This is a genomic window from Actinoplanes sp. NPDC051388 (assembly GCF_055586225.1).
Map to the genome: position 1 here is coordinate 193,820 of NZ_JBVJIP010000010.1, position 17,285 is coordinate 211,104.

The following is a 17,285-nucleotide window of genomic DNA, read 5'->3' on the forward strand; positions in this document are numbered from 1 at the left end:
ACGCTACAAGCAGGTGGAGTCGCGAGCCGACGTCTGAGCTGTGTGTCTCCTAAAGGGCTTTTGCGGAGGGGGCTCAGGTGCGGCGCCGCCGCACGAGCAGGAAGGCGACCAGGGCTCCCAGCAGAACCACTCCACCGACGGTGCCGGCAACAACTGCAACTGTGTTGAGACCTTCGTCAGGAGAGGGCTCGGCGGCGGTGCCGGTGTCTTCTGGGGTGGGGGCGGAGTCGGGAGCCGGTGAGGCAGTTTCCTCGGTCCCTTCCAGGGGCGGCACATCAGCAGTCAGGGCCTTAACAATGTTAAGAACCCCAAAGCCACACTCTTTGTCCCGCCCAGGAGGCCCAATGTCTGTGGCGGTTTCGGTCAGCCGGCTGACAACCTGGGACGCGGTCAAATCGGGAAACTTGGACCGAACGAGCGCTGCCGCGCCGGAAACAATTGCGGCTGCTTCCGAGGTGCCGCGTCCTACGACGTAGTCGCTATTTCGGCCAGTTGTTTCTATTTCAACGCCCGGAGCGCAGATCTGGATAGCCTCACCTTCGAGGGAGAACGATGCGTGCTTCCCGGATCGGTCAGTCGCTCCGACAGCGAGGACTCCCGGCATGGATGCGGGATACCCGATCTGAATATCTGCTGGTCGGTTCCCTGCCGCAGCTACGACCACCACGTCGTTTAGCTTTGCTGCTTTGATTGCTTCATCGAGCGCAGCGGTGGGGCCGGTCCCCAGGGAAACATTAATTACGCGTGCGCCATTCTGTGCCGCCCATTCGATTCCTGGACTTACTTTATTTCCCGGGCCATCATTGCCTCTTGATATTTTGACCGGGATCGCCTTGGCTTCCGGCGCCATTCCCAGCACGCCGTCGCGCGATGTCCTGCCGTGGCCAACGATCAGTCCGGCCATCGCAGTGCCATGCCCGTCTTCGTCCGACTGCCCGACCGGAGACCCGCTCGATGCGAGATTGACTCCGGGCTCCAGGTTCCTTACGAGGTCTGGATGCCGTGCTATCCCAGAGTCAATGACAGCAATCGAAACACCTGATCCTTTAGTGATCGCGTGGACCTTCGGGATGTCGAGAGATTTCAGATACCACTGCTTATCGCGGAAGGAGTCCGCAAGAGCCGGACTGGGTGTTAGTGACGAAGTTAGGACAAAAAGTGAAAGAAGGGCGAGGGCTCGGAGTCTGAAAGGCGGCACTATGACAGCCCGATCGCGGGTCCAGGGTCCACTTTCGGCTCGTCAGGTGGAAGGAGGACGGGGCTCACGCCTTGGGCCGTCGCCCATGGGTTATCGGGATCCCACTTCTTTGTGGCTGTCGCGCTTTCTTCGACGTCAGAAGGACGGTTCCCAACCGTTCCGAATGGTTGCATAGGGGGGCGCCCGCCAGTCGCTCCCGGCCTTCCCTGCGCGTTCGGTGAGATGACACCGCCAACCGGGTTGACGGTTGAGGGCGGCCTGCCCACTCCGGTTTGACCGGTGCCGAGGCCGGGCCGGGCTCCGATCACACCACCCGATATTTGTCCGCGCACTCCCGCCGAAGGCGATCCGATCGGCTTACCTGTCCCGACTTGCGACGGCCGAGGAGGCGAGCCGCCGATCACTCCCGGTGCGATCGGTGCCACCGGCCCAATGGGGGTCGTCGGCCCTCCGAAAGTTGGAGGATTAATCGGGGGAGCGGATGGCGGCGCTAGTACCGGCGGCTGGGTTCCACCAAGCACGAGACCCGGCAACTTGCCGACTCCTGTGCCGGTTCCGGAGGGAGATGGCGCCCCAGTGGGCTGTCCTGCCAAGCGGCCACCAGAAGTTCCGCCGCCGGAGGATGAATCAGATCCATCCGGATAGAAAGGCACCGGTGGCGGAATGGGAGGCGCTTGATACTGATTTGCTGGATCGCTTTCGTAGTCACCGCGAAACCCCGAGTTGTAGGTGGCCGGTTGGCGGAGCTGGGATCGGGCCGTTACCAGCTCTGAGCTCAGGCCGCTCATCAGCTTTCGGGCCTGGGCCAGCAACTCTGCCTGACGGCCGTTCGCGACCGGATTCTTCACCGGGATGGCCGCCGTGCCCTTGCCCACCACGATCTGGGTCTGCTTGGCCTTCTCTTCCTGATAGGTGGCGATCAGGCCTTCGTTCGTCTGGTATTCGTTCACGATCCCCTCGAGGTCGCGCCTCGTGGCGCTCAGCGCCAGCGTCGCGCTGCTGAATGCGCTGTGGTTTGCCACCGCGGCGTCATAGGTGCGCTCAAGGTTGGTGATCAGGTCGTTGAGGCGCTGCACATAGGCCGCCGAGGCCTCGCTTCGGTCCGGTGGCCAGGCCGCCATCAGGTTGTCGCGGTAGCTCCGCACCGCGGACAGGTGCTGCAGCGTCAGCTCGTAGGACTTTCGCCAGCCGGTCAGCATGGTCCAGTGCTCGGTGGTTTCCTGGTTACCCACCGTCAGCCACATGTCGATCATCGACATGCTCTGCCAGTCGGTGCCACCGCCGCCTCCGGCGTCCGCGCTAAGCATTGCTCGAACCCTCCGGTGCCTCCGCGGTCTTGAACGCCTGCTGGACGTCTGCCACCCGGGCTCGGGAGAACGCGTCGCTGCCCTCATATTCCTGACTGATGGTCTGCGCGGCGGTGGCGAAGCGGTTGGTGCCGTTGGCGAAGTTGTACACGTTCGTGTGGGTGGCGTCCTGGGCGAGCTGGTGCTCGGACATGAACCCGACCAGCTCGTTGAACGTGGCGGCCGGCGGGGGCAGCTTGGTCAGCATCGCCTCGGTCACGCCGGTGAGATGGGGCACGTAGTTGTCGAGCAGGTCGGACCGCAGCCTGGTGGCGAACTCCTCCATGGCCCTGAGGTCGGCCTCGATGTTGCCGAAGTTCGTCGACCCGTAGTCACGCAGCCACTCTGGGCCGCGATCTTCCTCTGGAATCATCGCCCCGAAACCTCCCCGAAGAACCGACCCGCCATCGGTGATCCACCGACATCCTTCGATGCCTCGCGAATCCACCGTGAGAGTAGTCGGTCACAGCGAGTCGATTCGACCCCTTCAGCGTGCCCTGTGGATAACCCCGGGAAGGCCGGAAGATCGCCAGGATCTGGGACGGTGCGCCGGCCGCGCGCTACTCGCCCAGGTCGACCAGGGCGTACGTGAATCGGCCTGCACGAATCCCTGAGCGGTCCGCCCGGCGACCACCGCGACCAAGGCAGCGAGCTCTTCGGCGGTCGGTGTGCCGCGGACGACGCTGACCAGGGGTTCCGCATCCATCGACCGAGCGTACGGCAATCCGGGCTGCCCACGGTGACACGCGTCCCACACTGCGTTGGTCAATTAGCTGTGCCTCGACATGACCGGGTATTTTCTGCGTGATGTCTACTTCCCCCCCGCTCGTAGTCGCTGACCGTTACCGGCTTGTCGCGCCGCTCGGTCAGGGCGGGATGGGTCGTGTCTGGCGGGCGACCGACGTGGTCCTGCACCGCGAGGTCGCCATCAAGGAGCTCGTGCCGCCTCCGGGGCTGACCCACGAGGAGCGGCAGGAGATGCGGGAGCGTTCGCTGCGCGAGGCGCGCGCGATCGCCCGGCTCAACAACATCAATGTGGTCCGCGTCTTCGACGTGCTGCGCACCGACGCCGACCCGTGGATCGTGATGGAGTACGTGCCCTCCAGCTCGCTGCAGGACCGGTTGGCCAACGACGGGCCCTACCCTGCCGTGCGTGCCGCGGAGATCGGCCTGGGGGTGCTCAACGCGCTGCGGGCCGCCCACCGCAACGGGGTCGTGCACCGCGACGTCAAGCCCGGCAACGTGCTGATCGGCGAGGACGGCCGGGTCGTGCTCACCGACTTCGGCCTGGCCACGTTGCCCGGCAACCCGGATGTGACGCGCACCGGCCTGGTGCTCGGCTCGCCGGCCTACATCGCACCCGAGCGCGCACGCGACGGCACCGCGGGGCCGGGCGCCGACCTGTGGTCGCTGGGCGCCACGCTCTATGCCGCGGTCGAGGGCTCGTCGCCGTTCGCGCGGCCGTCCGCGATCGCCACGCTGGCCGCGCTGGCCACCGAGAATCCGCCGCCGGCCCGCAACGCCGGCCCGCTCAAGCCGGTGCTCAACGGCCTGCTGCGCAAGGACCCGGCGCACCGGATCAACGCCGAGGAGGCCGAGCGCCTGCTGCTGCGGGCCACCGGCCGCCGGTCGCGCCTGACCTTCCCGATGAGCCCGACCATGCGTCGCCCGGGTGTCGGCCGCGAGCGTCCCGCGCCGCCGTCGACCCCGCCGGTCGTGCCGGGTGCGTCGGGCGCCGCGGGCTCCGCGCCGGTCGTTCCCGGCCCGCGCCCGCCGGTCACGCGTCCGCAGGGCGAGACGCCGAGTGGCCGGCCGGTCTTCGCGCCCGGCAAGGCCTCGGTCGGCCGCCCAGCCACGCAGGACAACCCCACCAAGATCGAAAACCCTTCTTCCGGTACGCGCTCCGGAGCGAAACCAGAAACATCGGGGCCGGACGGCCCACCGGTGGCACCGGGTTCCGGGTCGTCGAGCGCAAACGGCGCGCTGGCAAAGGGCACTCGGGGCGCCTACGGGGCGATCCCCGCCTCCGAGGTGTCCGCCCGAGCCCGGGCCGCGGCCCAGCCCGTGGCAAAGCCGGCTCCCGCGGAAACGGAGGCCGAAGCCGAGCGCCGCCTGGCCGCCGCCGCGGACGCCTACCTGGCCGCCCAGGAGGCCCGCCGCACCTCGGTGATCAAGCGCCCGGGCAGGTCCACCCCGGCCCCCGAGTCCCAGCCGGCTCCCGCCCCGCCCGCACCGGACAAAGCCACCAAGACCCAGGTCGTCCCCTCCCAGTCACCCCAGGCAACGGCACCCCCCACCAGAGTCCAGCCGAAGGCAACCGCAGCCCCGGCAACGGATTCCGAAGCCAGGACCACCCCGACAAAGGAATCCGAACCAACAACCCCGGCCGCCACCACAGCGCCCGCCGCAGGCACTGCCGGAGTCGCTGCTGACGCCGACGCCGAGGCCCCTGCCGGAGTCGGCGCTCAGTCAGGGGCTGCCGCTCAGTCCGGGGTCGGCAGTCAGTCCGGGGTTGGCGCTCAGTCCGGGGTTGGCGCTCAGTCCGGGGTTGGCACTCAGTCCGGAGTCGAGGCTCAGTCCGGGGTTGACGCTCAGAGCGGAGTCGGCAGTCAGTCCGGGGTTGGCGCCCCGGCTGAAGTCGAGGCTCAGTCCGGGGTTGACGCTCAGTCCGGGGTCGGCAGTCAGTCCGGGGTCGGCAGTCAGTCCGGGGTCGAGGCTCAGTCCGGAGTTGGCGCCCAGGCTGAAGCCGGCGCTCAGTCCCGGGATGACGCTCAGAGCGGAGTCGACGCTCATCGCGATCGCGGAGTCGGCGCTCAGGGCGGAGTCGAGGCTCAGGCCAGAGTTGGCGCCCAGGCTGACGCTGGCGCCCAGGCCAACGCTCAGGCCGAGGCTGGCGCCCAGGCCAACGCTCAGGCCGAGGCTGACGCCCAGGCCAACGCTCAGGCCCAGACCGCAGCCGCAGCGAAGCCCAAGGCCGGCACCGAGGCAAAGCTCGAAGCCACAGCCGAATCGCCAGCCGCCACCACTCCCACGGTCGAGGCCGAGTCCGAAGCAACCCGGGCCGAAACAGCGCCAGCAGCCGAGACAAACGAAGCTCCCACAGCCGCCGGGCCGAACGCACCCGCCGGGCCGAACGCACCCGCCGGGCCGAACGCACCCGCCGGGCCGAACGCACCCGCCGGGCCGAACGCACCCGCCGGGTCGGGCGCACCCGCCTGGTCGGGCGCACCGGCCGGGTCGAATACACCCGCCGGGTCGGACGCGCCGGCGGGGTCGAACACACTGGCCGGGTCGAACGCACCCGCCTGGCCGAATGCAGCCGCCGGATCGGATGCACCGGCGGGGTCGAACACACTGGCCGGGTCGAACGCACCCGCCGGGTCGGGCGCACCGGCCGGGTCGAATACACCCGCCGGGTCGGACGCGCCGGCCGGGTCGAACACACTGGCCGGGTCGAACACACCCGCCTGGCCGAATGCAGCCGCCGAGTCGAATGCGGCCGCCGCGCCGAGCGCAGCCGCCGCGCCGAACCCAACTGCCGCGTCCAAGACGGCTCCCGCAGCGGCTGAGTCGAACGCAGCCGCCGCAACGACCACCCCGGCACCTCAGCCCGAGGCCGCGGCAGCCCCTGCCGACCCCGAGGCACCCGCCACCGAAACGGCCGCCCCCGGCACCGCGTCCACAGCCGGCGGCCCGCTCACCGACGACGACACCACCACCCCGGCCGGAGCCACCGCACCCCCGTCCATCGACGCCGAGGCGCAACCGGCCGACGCCACGTCCAGTGGCACCCCCAAAAGGCCGGCCTCGGGCACGAGCAAGTCCGCCCGCAAGAAGACCCGCACCCGCGCCACCGCGGCAAAGGCAGCCGCGCCTCCGGCCGAAGCCCAGGAAGCGCCCACGACCGAGCCGTCCGAACAGGCCGAAGCGCACAAGACCGAGGCCAAGGCGGAACCGAAGCTCTCCGACACCAACGCCAAGATGGCCGCCGCCGACGTGGCAGCCGCCATCGACGCCACCACCGCCAAGGAGGAGAAGGCCGCCGCCCAGGCCGCCATCTCCCTCCCGGCGACACGCAAACCGGCGACCACCAAGCCGGCGAAGGCCGAGACCAAGGCAGAGACCAAGGCCACCACGGCGTCCCTCGCCGCCACCGACCCCAAGGGCGCTCAACCGGCGGACGGCGAGACCGCCGCCGGCACCGCGGTCATCGGCGTGCCTGCCGCGCGTACCAGTCAGACTCCTTCTTTTCCGCGGTCGAACCGTCCGGCCTGGCAGCCGATGACGGCCGCCCCGGTGACCCGCTCGCGGGGGCTCACCGTCTTCGGCGTCACGCTGACCCGTCGCCAGACCGTGATCGGCGTCGCCATCCTGGCCGCCGTCGTGCTGCTGCTCGGCATCCTGATCCCGGTGGCGTTCGCCGGCGGTGACGATGACGACAAGGGCAACGGTCAGCCAGGTGTGGTGCCGTCCGGCAACGTGGTCGCGCCGCCGACCGGCGCCGCCAGCCAGCCGCCCAGCGCGGCCCCGAGCACCGCCCCGACGACCCAGCCCAGCAGCGCGCCGCCGAAGACCAGCGCGGCGCCCCCGGCGAACCCGCTACCGGCCGGTTGGACGCTCTACAAGGACAAGGAGACCGGCTTCTCGGTGCCGTTGCCCAAGGGCTTCTCGGTGTCCAGGCGCACCGGCTCGGAGGTCTACTTCAAGGACAACGCCGGCAGCGGCCGCCTGCTGATCATCGACCAGCGGCCGGATCCGCAGCCCGATCCGGTGAAGGACTGGGAGAAGCAGGAGAAGGAGCGCCGCGGCAAGGTCTACCAGAACTACGAGCGGATCCGGATCGACGCGGTCAGCGGCTACTACCTGAGGGCTGCCGACTGGGAGTTCCTCTACCGGACCACGTCGGGCAACGACCAGCACGCCCAGAAGCGCGGCTTCGTCGTCAGCGCGAAGAAGGCATATGGGATCTCCTGGTACACGTCGCCGGAGGACTGGAATGCCAACAAATCTGCCCTAGAGGCCATCTACAAGGGGTTCAAACCCGCATAATCCGGCACACCATGCGTGAGTCGCGAATGAGTGGGGTACCAGACATCCACACGGATGGAGGTGCACCATGAATCGCCGACGACATGGCAGTAGGCCCACGATCGCATTGTGGATGCTCGTCGCCGTGATTGACGTGGCCCTGCTCGCCGCGGCTGCCGGTCCGCTGACGATGGCTCTGGTCGTCGCCGGTCTGGTGATCGTGACCGGCGCATTCGCCGGGATGCGGATGATCAACCGCCGCGAGCCCGCGAAGGCCGGCCGCCGCCGGGCCTGACCGCGTTCAGAAGAGTCTTAGGCTGATCGACTACGCTCCCTCGCTGTGTCGATCGACAACGTGAGCAGCATCTGGGACCAGCTCCTCGGGGCCCAGCCCGACCCGCCGCCCCTGCTCGTGCTGGTCACCGTGGCGATCGCGCTGCTGGCGGTGGCGGTGCGGCCGATCTGGCGGGTGGCGCGCAATGCCGTGACGATCGCCCACGAGGGCGGTCACGCGCTCGCCGCCCTGCTCACCGGTCGTCGCCTGCGCGGCATCCGGCTCGAGTTCGACACGTCGGGGCTGACGCTGTCGGCCGGCCGGCCGACCGGTCCGGGCATGATCTTCACGCTGATGGCGGGCTACATCGCGCCGTCGCTGGTCGGCCTGGCGGGCGCGTGGATCCTCGGCGGCAACCGGATCACGCTGCTGCTCTGGCTGGCGATCGTGCTCCTGCTGCTGATGCTGATCAACATCCGAAACGCGTTCGGTGTGGTCTCGCTGCTGGTCACCGGCGCGATCGTGTTCGGCATCTCCTGGCGCGGGTCCCCGGACGTGCAGGCCGCTTTCGCGTACGTCGGGGTGTGGTTCCTGCTGATCGGTGGCGTGCGCCCGGTCGGAGAGCTGCAGAAGTTGCGCCGCCGGGGGCGGATGCCCGAGTCCGACGCGGACCAGCTGGCGCGTCTCACCCACGTACCCGCGATCGCCTGGGTTTCGTTCTTTTATCTCGTCACGGTCGCGGTGCTGGTGATCGGCGCTTTCATGCTGGCCGGACAGTGGCTGCCGGAAGTGTCAGCGACCGGTTGACGAGGTCGGTGACGGCGCCGGCTCGGCCCTGCCCTGCACGTCCCGTGCGGTCCAGGTGATCAGCACGAACAGGATGCCGGCCGCGATCAGGATCCATCGGATCAGTTTGCCGAGGTTGGCCCAGTAGAGGGTGCGCGCCTTGGGCACGCCGTCCTTCGCGCCCTTCAGCACGACTCGCGCGGCGCGGAAACTGTTGTACACGTATCCCAGGCCGAACACCGCGATGCCCACCAGGATGGCGGTGATCAAGGACACCGAACTGGAAGTCATGCGCTCCAGAGTGCCGATGTGTGCACAACATGTCACTAGCCCGATCGGACCGGTTGATATTGACCGGTCACAGTGGGATGTTGCCGTGTTTCTTGGGCGGCAGGGTTTCCCGCTTCGTCCGCAACGTGCGCAACGCCCGGGTCACCTGGGCCCGGGTCTCGGACGGTGCGATGACCGCGTCCACATAGCCCCGCTCGGCCGCGATGTAGGGGTTGGCGAGCGTGTCCTCGTACTCCTTGACCAGCTCGGTGCGCGCGGCGGCCGGATCCTCGGCGGCGGCCAGCTCGCCGCGGTAGAGGATGTTCACGGCGCCCTGCGCACCCATCACGGCGATCTGCGCGGTCGGCCACGCGAAGTTCATGTCCGCGCCGAGATGCTTCGAGCCCATCACGTCATAGGCGCCGCCGTACGCCTTCCGGGTGATCACGGTGACCTTGGGGACGGTCGCCTCGGCGTACGCATAGATCAGTTTCGCGCCACGGCGGATGATCCCGTCCCACTCCTGGCCGGTGCCGGGCAGGAAACCGGGCACGTCCACGAAGGTCAGCACCGGCAGGTTGAACGCGTCGCAGGTGCGCACGAACCGCGCCGCCTTCTCGGACGCCGCGATGTCCAGCGTGCCGGCCAGGCTCATCGGCTGGTTCGCGACGATGCCGACCGGCCGCCCCTCGACCCGGCCGAAGCCGACCACGATGTTCTGCGCATAGAGCGGCTGCACCTCGAGGAAGTCCTCGACCACCGTCTCGATCACGGTCTTGATGTCGTAGGGCTGGTTGGCCGAGTCGGGGATCAGCGTGTCCAGCGCGAGGTCCGGCTCCAGCACGGCCGTCTCCTCGAACACCACCGGCTCGTCCAGGTTGTTGCTGGGCAGATAGGACAGCAGCGCCCGCACGTAGTCGATGGCGTCGTCCTCGTCGGTCGCCAGGTAGTGCGCGTTGCCGCTGCGGCTGTTGTGCGTGCGCGCGCCGCCGAGCTCCTCCATCTCCACGTCCTCGCCGGTCACCGTGCGGATCACGTCGGGGCCGGTGATGAACATGTGCGACGTCTGGTCGACCATCACGGTGAAGTCGGTGATCGCCGGGGAGTAGACCGCGCCGCCCGCGCACGGGCCCATGATCAGCGAGATCTGCGGGATGACGCCGCTGGCCCGTACGTTTCGGAAGAAGATGTCGGCATAGAGCCCGAGGGCGACCACCCCCTCCTGGATGCGTGCGCCGCCGGAGTCGTTGATGCCGATGATCGGGCAGCCGATCTTCATGGCCAGGTCGAGCACCTTCACGATCTTCTCGCCGAAGACCTCGCCCAGCGATCCGCCGAACACCGTGAAGTCCTGCGAGAACACGCACACCTGCCGGCCGTCGACGGTGCCGTGCCCGGTCACCACGCCGTCGCCGTAGGGCCGGTTCTTCTCCAGCCCGAACGCGGTGGACCGGTGCCGGGCCAGCCCGTCGAGCTCCACGAAGGACCCCTCGTCGAGCAGCAGGTCGATCCGCTCCCGGGCGGTCTTCTTGCCCCGGGCGTGCTGCTTCTCGACGGCGCGTGCCGAGCCCGCGTGCACCGCCTCGTCGGTGCGCCGCTCGAGGTCGGCGAGCTTGCCGGCCGTGGTGTGCACGTCGATCCGCTCTTCGCCCGTGCCGGGCGCATCCTGCTGGAGGGTCACCGGGTGATCGTATCCGCGGTTCCGGGACGATGTGACGGTAGCGTTTCGCACTTAATGCCCCATTCGTTGAAACCCCCGTGACCAACTGGATGACCGCGGCGGGCCTCGCGCTGATCGCCGGTGGGCTGGCCGTGCTGATCGGGTTCCGGCAGGTCCTGCTGGGTGGCGGGGGCGATCGCCGGGAGCGCCGCCGACCCGGGCGGCGAGCCGACTTCAGCGTGCCGGCCCAGATCCGGGCACGCCGCCGCCGCGAGTCGCTGGCCGCCGCCCCGGCTGTTGCAGATGACGACGATGTGGCCGGCTCTGAGCCCGAACACGCATCACCGGATGCGGATGCGCTCGAGGGCGCGGCGTTGTCCCCGGAGCCGGACAGCTCTGCGCACCTATACGCAACACCCGCGGCGGCCGGGGTGGATGAGGGCGAGCCGCTCGCCGTGGTCACGGCCTTTGCCGGCGATGCGGCGGAGGATGACGAGCCGCAGACCGGCACGCTGGCCAGCCTCGGTCTGGCCGCGGAAGAGATCGAGGCGGCTCCTCGGCCGTTCCGGGCCCGGGAGGGCGATCGGGTCGCCGGCTGGGTGCGGCCGGAATACGACGAGGAGCCGGCGGCCGGTGAGTACTGGACGCCGATTCCGGACGCGAGCTATGGCTGGCCGGTGCCGGTTGAGCGGTTGCCGCCGGTGCCTGCGTACCCTCCGCAGTCCGGGTTTGATCTCGAGCCCGTCGAAGAGGCGACGTCGGTGGTGCCGCAGTGGCCGCCGGCTCAGCCTTCCGAGCGCATCGAGTTGCCGCGAAGCTGGGCGTCGCGCAATGTGCAGGGCCGCAGCGGCGCGGAGAAGGAGCCGCGCCGACGGTCGGCGATGCGGCGGCGGGTTCCCACGCCGGATACCCAGACCCTGCCCGCCGTGAACGACTCCGAGACGCCGCCACGGAACCGGCCCCGCCCACGGCCGCGGCCGGCCCCGGCCGATCGCAGCAACGTCTACCGCAGCCGGCACGCAGCCGACCACGACTGACGACGCCATCAAGAGGGCGGGCCAGGGTGCAGGGCGGGCCAGGGTGCAGGGCGGGCCAGGGTGCAGGGCGGGCCAGGGTGCAGGGCGGGCCAGGATGCCAGGGCAGGGCAGGGCGGCCCGGGATGCCAGGACGGCGGAGGCTGCGGCGGCAGAGGGGGCCGCGGGGGCGAGGTCGGGAACCGTGCGGGCCGGGGGCCGGAGGACGCCGACGCGGGTCGTAGGCTGGGCTGATGCCCGCTTCGCCCTATGGAGATCTGGAGCGTCCGCCGCTCGGTCAGCGCAATCTCGAACGCGCCCTGATCGCCCCCGGCGGGCTCTGGCGCCGGCTCGACCTGCGGGCCGAAACCGGCTCCACCAACGCCGACGTCGCCGCCGCGGCCCGCTCCGGTGAGCCGGAGGGCCTGATCGTGGTCGCCGAGCAGCAGACCTCCGGCCGGGGCCGCCGCGACCGGCACTGGGTCTCGCCGCCGCGGGCCGGCCTCACCGTGAGCGTGCTGCTGCGGCCGGTCGACGTGCCCAGCAAGCATTGGGGGTGGCTTCCGCTGCTGGCCGGCGTCGCGCTGCGCGAGGCCGTGCATCGGATCACCGAGCTGGACGCCACCCTGAAGTGGCCCAACGACCTGCTCGTGCAGGACGCCAAGTGCGCGGGCATCCTGGCCGAGATGACCGGGGACGCCGTCGTGCTGGGCATCGGGCTCAACGTCACCACCCGGGTGGACGAGCTGCCGCCGGTGAACGCCACGTCGCTGCAGATCGCCGGCGCCAAGAGCACCGATCGCGAGCCGCTGCTCAAGGCGCTGCTGCGCGGGCTGGCGCAGTGGTATGCGGGCTGGCGGGACGCGGTCGGGGACGCCGAGATGTGTGGGCTGCTGGGCGCCTATCAGCAGGGGTCGTCGACGATCGGGCGGCAGGTGCGGGTCGAGCTGCCGGTGGGCGCGGACCTTACCGGCGAGGCCGTCGACGTGGACGCGGACGGCCGGTTGGTGATCCGATCGGCTGACGGTGAGCTGCACAGGGTCTCGGCGGGTGACGTGCGGCACGTACGCTGATCGCGTGGCTTTCCCGGACGACGTCCTGACCGCGGAGGAGGAGGTCGTCCTCCATCTGCACCCGCATGCCAAGGCTGCCGTGCGCCCGGTGCTGGTGCTGCTCTTCAGCCTGGCCGTGACGATCGTCGCCTGGGTGATGCTGCCGGACAACGACGGCGGTCGCATCGGCGTCGGTGCGGTCGGCGTCGCCGCGGGGCTGTTCGCGCTGATCCGGGGCGTCGGGCCGCTGCTCGTCTGGCGCTGCACGCACTATGTGTTCACCGACGAGCGGGTGCTGGTGCAGCATGGCGTGGTCGCGCGGGAGCGGCGGGACGTGCCGCTCAACCGCATCAACGACCACGCGATGAGCCAGTCGCTGCTGGACCGGATCTTCGGCTGCGGCACGCTGACCATCGACTCGATCGGCGACCAGGCGGTGGTGCTGTCCGCGGTGCCGCACGTGCAGGAGCGCCAGACGCTGCTCTATGAGCTCATCGAGACGGACCGCGAGCTGCGCCCCGAGGATGACGACGAGGAAGAGGACGAGCCGGAGGTGCCGCCACAGCGCGGCATCCGGCGTCTCCTGAAGCGGGGCTAGGTCCGCGGGGCGCGCTCTGTGGCCTCGAGCGCGGCCACCTCGGCGTCGAAGTCGTCGCGGTCCTCGTGGGTGCTCAGCTCGGCCAGGCCGGCCGCCACGTCGAGCTCCGCCATCGCGGCCTCGTGCCCGTCCACCGGCGGCTTGAGGAAGACGAAGGTGCGGTAGGCCCAGAACCGGAAGATCGTGGCGACCCCGGCGGCGAACAGCGTCACGCCCATGATCGTCCAGCGGTGGTCGGCCTCGTTGAGCCCGACGCCGTATTTCGCGATCGCCACCGAGCCGCTCTGGATCACCATGCCGACCAGGTTGAAGCCGAAGAACAGGGTGTATTCCCGTCGCAGCGCCGTCTTGGTGTGGTGCCGGTAGGTCCAGTAACGGTTCGCGAAATATGCCAGCGTGGTCGTCACGACGGTGGCGATGACGGTCGCCTTGACCGCGCCGATCGGCAGCGCAACGTAGGTGATCGCCAGATAGAGAGCGGTGTTCGCGGCACCGATCACACCGAACGCGAAAGCTTCGGGAGCGAGACGTCGCAGGCGGAGCGCCAGCGAGCGGGCTGAAGGCATTCGACAACCTTAAGGGGAAGAGGGAAGGGACGCTGCGCACGAAGGGGTGGGTGACAGCAGCGTCACATCCGCGGGACGGCCGCCTGATCGGACGGCGGCGACGAGGCCGGGGATCCGGGATCCCCGACGTCGTCGGCGGGAAACACGAACCTGCGGTACGACCAGAAGCGGAACAGAGTGCCCAGCCCGGTGCCGATGAGCTGCCCCGAGATGTTGTCCGCCAGTGGCGTCTGCAAGGCCGGCCAGATGTCGCCGAGCAGGTCGTGGCTGATCGTCAGGCAGGCCAGGCTGATGCCCAGGCCGACGCCGTTGATCACGAAGAACAGGGTGTATTGCCGGGCCATGTGCGTGTGCCTGCTGCGCCGCCAGGTCCAGAACCGGTTGCCCAGGAAGGCGACCGTGGTGGCGATCAGCATCGAGATGGTCTTGGCGACGCGGCTCTCGGTGCCGGTCTGCAACAGCACGTTGAAGACGGCGAGGTCGATCAGAAAGGCGATGCCGCCCACGGTGCCGAACTTGCCCACTTCGCGAACCAGCGCGGCGAGCCGCGCGCGCAGAGTCGGGGAGGTGTCGGACACGGCTACGACAGTACCTTCGGCCCTCACGCCCCGCTGTTTTCGTGAGCGAGTCTTAACACGTCGGCGCTGCATGGTCACGTTGGCGATACGGACGGTAGTGAACAACGTCCATGTCTGCCAGTTCCGCGACCTTTGACCGGCAGCCCGCACAGCATCCGAGGTGTGCGCGCACCCGGGCGCGGTCACGCGGTGCGAGCCGGCCGCGGACGTGCCCGCCGAGCCGCTCGCCGGTCCACCGGCAGTCCGGGTGGTCGGCCGGCGCCACGTGCTGCTGCAGATAGAGACGGCGCAGGCCCTCGCGGGCGCGGTGCGCGAGCACGGCCACCGCGTTCGGCGTCAGGCCCAGCCGGGGGGCGATCTCGGCCGGGCCGGCGCCCTCGATCTCGGTCATCCACAGCACGTCCCGCCAGCGGGCCGGCAGTTGGTGGAAGGCCTGGGCGGCATAGGTGCGCTCCAGCCGCTCCAGGGTCGGATCCAGGAACGGCTCGCCGGGGTCGTAACGGCTCAGGTCGTCGGTGAACTCGAGGCGGCGGTCGCGGCGGGCCCGGTGATAGCAGACATGCCGCAGCGTGGTGTGCAGATAGGCACGGAACGCGGCCAGCGGGCCACGGCCGGCACGGAGGGTGGCGAGCACCCGTGCGAAGGTCTCCGCCACCAGGTCGTCGGCCTCGGCGGGGTCCCGGGCCAGAGCGAAGGCCAGTTGGCGGGCCGAGGCACGGTGGCGCTGATAGAGAACGCCGTACGCCGCCGTGTCACCGGCCCGGACGGCCGTGAGCAGTTCGGTGTCGGAAGTCGTCATTCCTGCCCCCTGAGCCGATTAACTCCAGCTTAGGGTGTTTAGTCCGTTTTGTGAAAGGCGGCCGGACGGCCCCGGCGGTGTGCCCGAAAAAGCGATCCTGCGCGGAGTTGCAGCTTTGGGCGAAGGATCGGTCGTCAACGAGCACCAACGCCGAGGATTGTGCGGTTCTCCACAGGAGCCACCGATGAACTGAACGTGGATTCGGCTTAGGCTGACGTGACTCCAACGACTCAGGCCGGACCTCCGGCCTGCTCCGTCATTGGTCAAAGCCGACCGAGGGAGATCAACCGTGCACGATGCCCCGACCGCCCACAAACGACTCTTGAGCTGGATCGACGAGGTAGCCGCGCGAACCACCCCTGATCGAGTGGTGTGGTGCGACGGCTCGGATGCGGAATGGACCCGGCTCACCGACGAGCTGGTCGAGTCCGGTGCGCTGGTCCGGCTCGATCCGGCGAAGCGACCGAACTCCTTCTGGGCGCGCACCGACCCCGGCGACGTGGCCCGGGTCGAGGAGCGCACCTTCATCTGCTCGGCCGATCCGGCCGGCGCCGGCCCCACCAACAACTGGATGGCGCCGGACGAGATGAAGGCGACCATGTCGGAGCTCTACACCGGATGCATGCGCGGCCGCACGATGTACGTGGTGCCCTTCTGCATGGGCCCGCTGGACGCGCCGAACCCGATGTTCGGCGTCGAGCTCACCGACAGTCCCTATGTGGTGGCCTCGATGCGGATCATGACCCGGATGGGCACCGCGGTGCTCGAGGCGATGGGCGACGACGCGCCGTTCGTGCCGGCTCTGCACTCGGTCGGCGCCCCGCTCGGGCCGCAGGACGAGGACGTGCCGTGGCCGTGCAACGAGACGAAGTACATCTCGCACTTCCCGGAGACCCGCGAGATCTGGTCGTTCGGCTCGGGCTACGGCGGCAACTCGCTGCTCGGCAAGAAGTGCTACGCGTTGCGCATCGCCAGCGTGGCCGCCCGGGACGAGGGCTGGCTCGCCGAGCACATGCTGATCATGAAACTGACCTCGCCCGAGGGAGTGGTCAAGTACATCGCCGGCGCGTTCCCCTCGGCCTGCGGCAAGACCAACCTGGCGATGCTCGAGCCGACCCTGCCGGGCTGGAAGGTGGAGACGGTCGGCGACGACATCGCCTGGATGCGGTTCGGTGACGACGGCCGGCTGTGGGCCACCAACCCCGAGTTCGGCCTCTTCGGCGTGGCGCCGGGCACCGACTTCCACACCAACCCCAATGCGATGCGTACGCTCGCCCGCGGCAACTCGGTCTTCACCAACGTGGCGCTCACCGACGACGGGGACATCTGGTGGGAGGGCATGGGCGAACCGCCGGCGCACCTGACCGACTGGCGCGGCGACGACTGGACGCCCGACTCGGAGAGCCCGTCCAGCCACCCGAACAGCCGCTTCTGCACGCCGATCGAGCAGTGCCCGATCCTGGCTCCGGAATACGAGGACCCGCGCGGCGTGCCGATCGACGCGATCCTGTTCGGCGGCCGCCGCAAGACCACGATCCCGCTGGTCACCGAGGCACGCGACTGGACCCACGGGGTCTATCTGGGCGCCACCCTGTCGTCCGAGACCACCGCCGCGGCGGTCGGCAAGGTCGGCGTGGTGCGGCGCGACCCGATGGCGATGCTGCCGTTCATCGGCTACCACGCGGGCGACTACTTCCAGCACTGGCTGGACATGGCCAAGTCGGCCAGCGGCGACGAGGCCAAGCTGCCCAAGGTCTTCTATGTCAACTGGTTCCGGCGCGGCGACGACGGCCGGTTCCTGTGGCCCGGCTTCGGCGAGAACTCCCGCGTGCTCAAGTGGGTCGTCGAGCGCCTGGAGGGTCGCGGCGAGGCGGTGGAGACACCGATCGGCCACGTGCCGCCGGCGTCGGCGCTCGACCTGACCGGCCTGCCGACGCCGCTCGCCGACATCGAGGCCGCGCTGACCGTCGACCGGGCCGAGTGGGAGGCCGAGTTGCCGCAGGTCACCGAGTGGTTCGAGAAGTTCGGCGACAAGCTGCCGACGGTCCTGTGGTCCGAGTTGGACGCCCTGCGCTCGCGCCTGGGCGCCGACTGACGGTTCGCCACCCGCCTCGGAT

At 69.5% G+C, this 17,285-nt stretch carries 15 protein-coding genes and 1 pseudogene; 7 read left to right on the forward strand and 9 right to left on the reverse strand.

The annotated features are described in order from the left end of the window. Positions 1-73: 73 nt before the first annotated feature. The 4 genes from ACZ6TI_RS25425 to ACZ6TI_RS25440 all read right to left on the reverse strand — a co-directional run bounded on the left by ACZ6TI_RS25425 (position 74) and on the right by ACZ6TI_RS25440 (position 3,250). Positions 74-1,198, reverse strand: a complete 1,125-nt coding sequence (locus tag ACZ6TI_RS25425) for a S8 family serine peptidase (protein ID WP_465347628.1) — start codon at positions 1,196-1,198, stop codon at positions 74-76. Next, positions 1,198-2,505, reverse strand: coding sequence for a hypothetical protein (locus ACZ6TI_RS25430; protein ID WP_465347629.1), 1,308 nt, complete (start codon positions 2,503-2,505; stop codon positions 1,198-1,200). The genes ACZ6TI_RS25425 and ACZ6TI_RS25430 overlap by 1 nt, the downstream gene beginning before the upstream one ends. Next, positions 2,498-2,917 carry a hypothetical protein gene (locus ACZ6TI_RS25435; RefSeq protein ID WP_465347630.1) on the reverse strand — a complete coding sequence of 140 codons (420 nt, stop codon included), beginning with the start codon at positions 2,915-2,917 and terminating at the stop codon, positions 2,498-2,500. Before ACZ6TI_RS25435 ends, ACZ6TI_RS25430 begins: the two co-directional genes overlap by 8 nt. Before the next feature lie 114 nt (positions 2,918-3,031). Continuing rightward, on the reverse strand, positions 3,032-3,250 hold the full coding sequence (locus tag ACZ6TI_RS25440; protein WP_465347631.1) for an acyl-CoA carboxylase subunit epsilon: 219 nt from the start codon (positions 3,248-3,250) through the stop codon (positions 3,032-3,034). Between the two features lie 101 nt (positions 3,251-3,351). Between ACZ6TI_RS25440 and ACZ6TI_RS25445 the strand changes: the two are divergent. The 3 genes and pseudogenes from ACZ6TI_RS25445 to ACZ6TI_RS25455 form a co-directional block, all read left to right on the forward strand. Beyond that, positions 3,352-4,509: pseudogene (locus ACZ6TI_RS25445) on the forward strand (serine/threonine-protein kinase); the annotation flags it as partial. A 3,208-nt stretch (positions 4,510-7,717) separates the two neighbouring features. Continuing rightward, positions 7,718-7,867, forward strand: coding sequence for a hypothetical protein (locus ACZ6TI_RS25450; protein ID WP_465347632.1), 150 nt, complete (start codon positions 7,718-7,720; stop codon positions 7,865-7,867). A 45-nt stretch (positions 7,868-7,912) separates the two neighbouring features. Continuing rightward, positions 7,913-8,653 carry a M50 family metallopeptidase gene (locus tag ACZ6TI_RS25455; RefSeq protein ID WP_465347633.1) on the forward strand — a complete coding sequence of 247 codons (741 nt, stop codon included), beginning with the start codon at positions 7,913-7,915 and terminating at the stop codon, positions 8,651-8,653. Here the strand turns inward: ACZ6TI_RS25455 and ACZ6TI_RS25460 are convergent. Both ACZ6TI_RS25460 and ACZ6TI_RS25465 read right to left on the reverse strand, forming a co-directional pair. After that, positions 8,639-8,923, reverse strand: a complete 285-nt coding sequence (locus ACZ6TI_RS25460; RefSeq protein WP_465347634.1) for a hypothetical protein — start codon at positions 8,921-8,923, stop codon at positions 8,639-8,641. The two genes, ACZ6TI_RS25455 and ACZ6TI_RS25460, sit on opposite strands and share 15 nt — an antisense overlap. A gap of 67 nt (positions 8,924-8,990) precedes the next feature. Further along, positions 8,991-10,541, reverse strand: a complete 1,551-nt coding sequence (locus ACZ6TI_RS25465) for an acyl-CoA carboxylase subunit beta (protein WP_465347794.1) — start codon at positions 10,539-10,541, stop codon at positions 8,991-8,993. A gap of 119 nt (positions 10,542-10,660) precedes the next feature. Between ACZ6TI_RS25465 and ACZ6TI_RS25470 the strand changes: the two genes are divergently transcribed. The 3 genes from ACZ6TI_RS25470 (at position 10,661) to ACZ6TI_RS25480 (ending at position 13,225) form a co-directional block, all read left to right on the forward strand. Next, positions 10,661-11,599 carry a hypothetical protein gene (locus tag ACZ6TI_RS25470; protein WP_465347635.1) on the forward strand — a complete coding sequence of 313 codons (939 nt, stop codon included), beginning with the start codon at positions 10,661-10,663 and terminating at the stop codon, positions 11,597-11,599. A 230-nt stretch (positions 11,600-11,829) separates the two neighbouring features. Beyond that, entirely contained in the window at positions 11,830-12,648 is an 819-nt protein-coding gene (locus tag ACZ6TI_RS25475) for a biotin--[acetyl-CoA-carboxylase] ligase (protein ID WP_465347636.1), read from the forward strand. Positions 12,649-12,652: 4 nt separating this feature from the next. Continuing rightward, complete coding sequence (locus tag ACZ6TI_RS25480; RefSeq protein WP_465347637.1) at positions 12,653-13,225, forward strand: PH domain-containing protein; 573 nt, start codon at positions 12,653-12,655, stop codon at positions 13,223-13,225. Here the strand turns inward: ACZ6TI_RS25480 and ACZ6TI_RS25485 are convergent. From ACZ6TI_RS25485 to ACZ6TI_RS25495, 3 genes are all read right to left on the reverse strand, one after another. After that, positions 13,222-13,791, reverse strand: coding sequence for a GtrA family protein (locus ACZ6TI_RS25485; RefSeq protein WP_465347638.1), 570 nt, complete (start codon positions 13,789-13,791; stop codon positions 13,222-13,224). The two genes, ACZ6TI_RS25480 and ACZ6TI_RS25485, sit on opposite strands and share 4 nt — an antisense overlap. A gap of 62 nt (positions 13,792-13,853) precedes the next feature. Beyond that, on the reverse strand, positions 13,854-14,369 hold the full coding sequence (locus tag ACZ6TI_RS25490; RefSeq protein ID WP_465347639.1) for a GtrA family protein: 516 nt from the start codon (positions 14,367-14,369) through the stop codon (positions 13,854-13,856). 52 nt (positions 14,370-14,421) lie between these two features. Next, a complete protein-coding gene (locus ACZ6TI_RS25495; protein ID WP_465347640.1) occupies positions 14,422-15,168 on the reverse strand; it encodes a sigma-70 family RNA polymerase sigma factor in 747 nt (248 codons plus the stop codon). A gap of 289 nt (positions 15,169-15,457) precedes the next feature. Here ACZ6TI_RS25495 and ACZ6TI_RS25500 point away from each other — a divergent pair, with 289 nt between their 5' ends. Beyond that, positions 15,458-17,263, forward strand: a complete 1,806-nt coding sequence (locus ACZ6TI_RS25500) for a phosphoenolpyruvate carboxykinase (GTP) (RefSeq protein ID WP_465347641.1) — start codon at positions 15,458-15,460, stop codon at positions 17,261-17,263. Positions 17,264-17,285 lie beyond the last annotated feature (22 nt).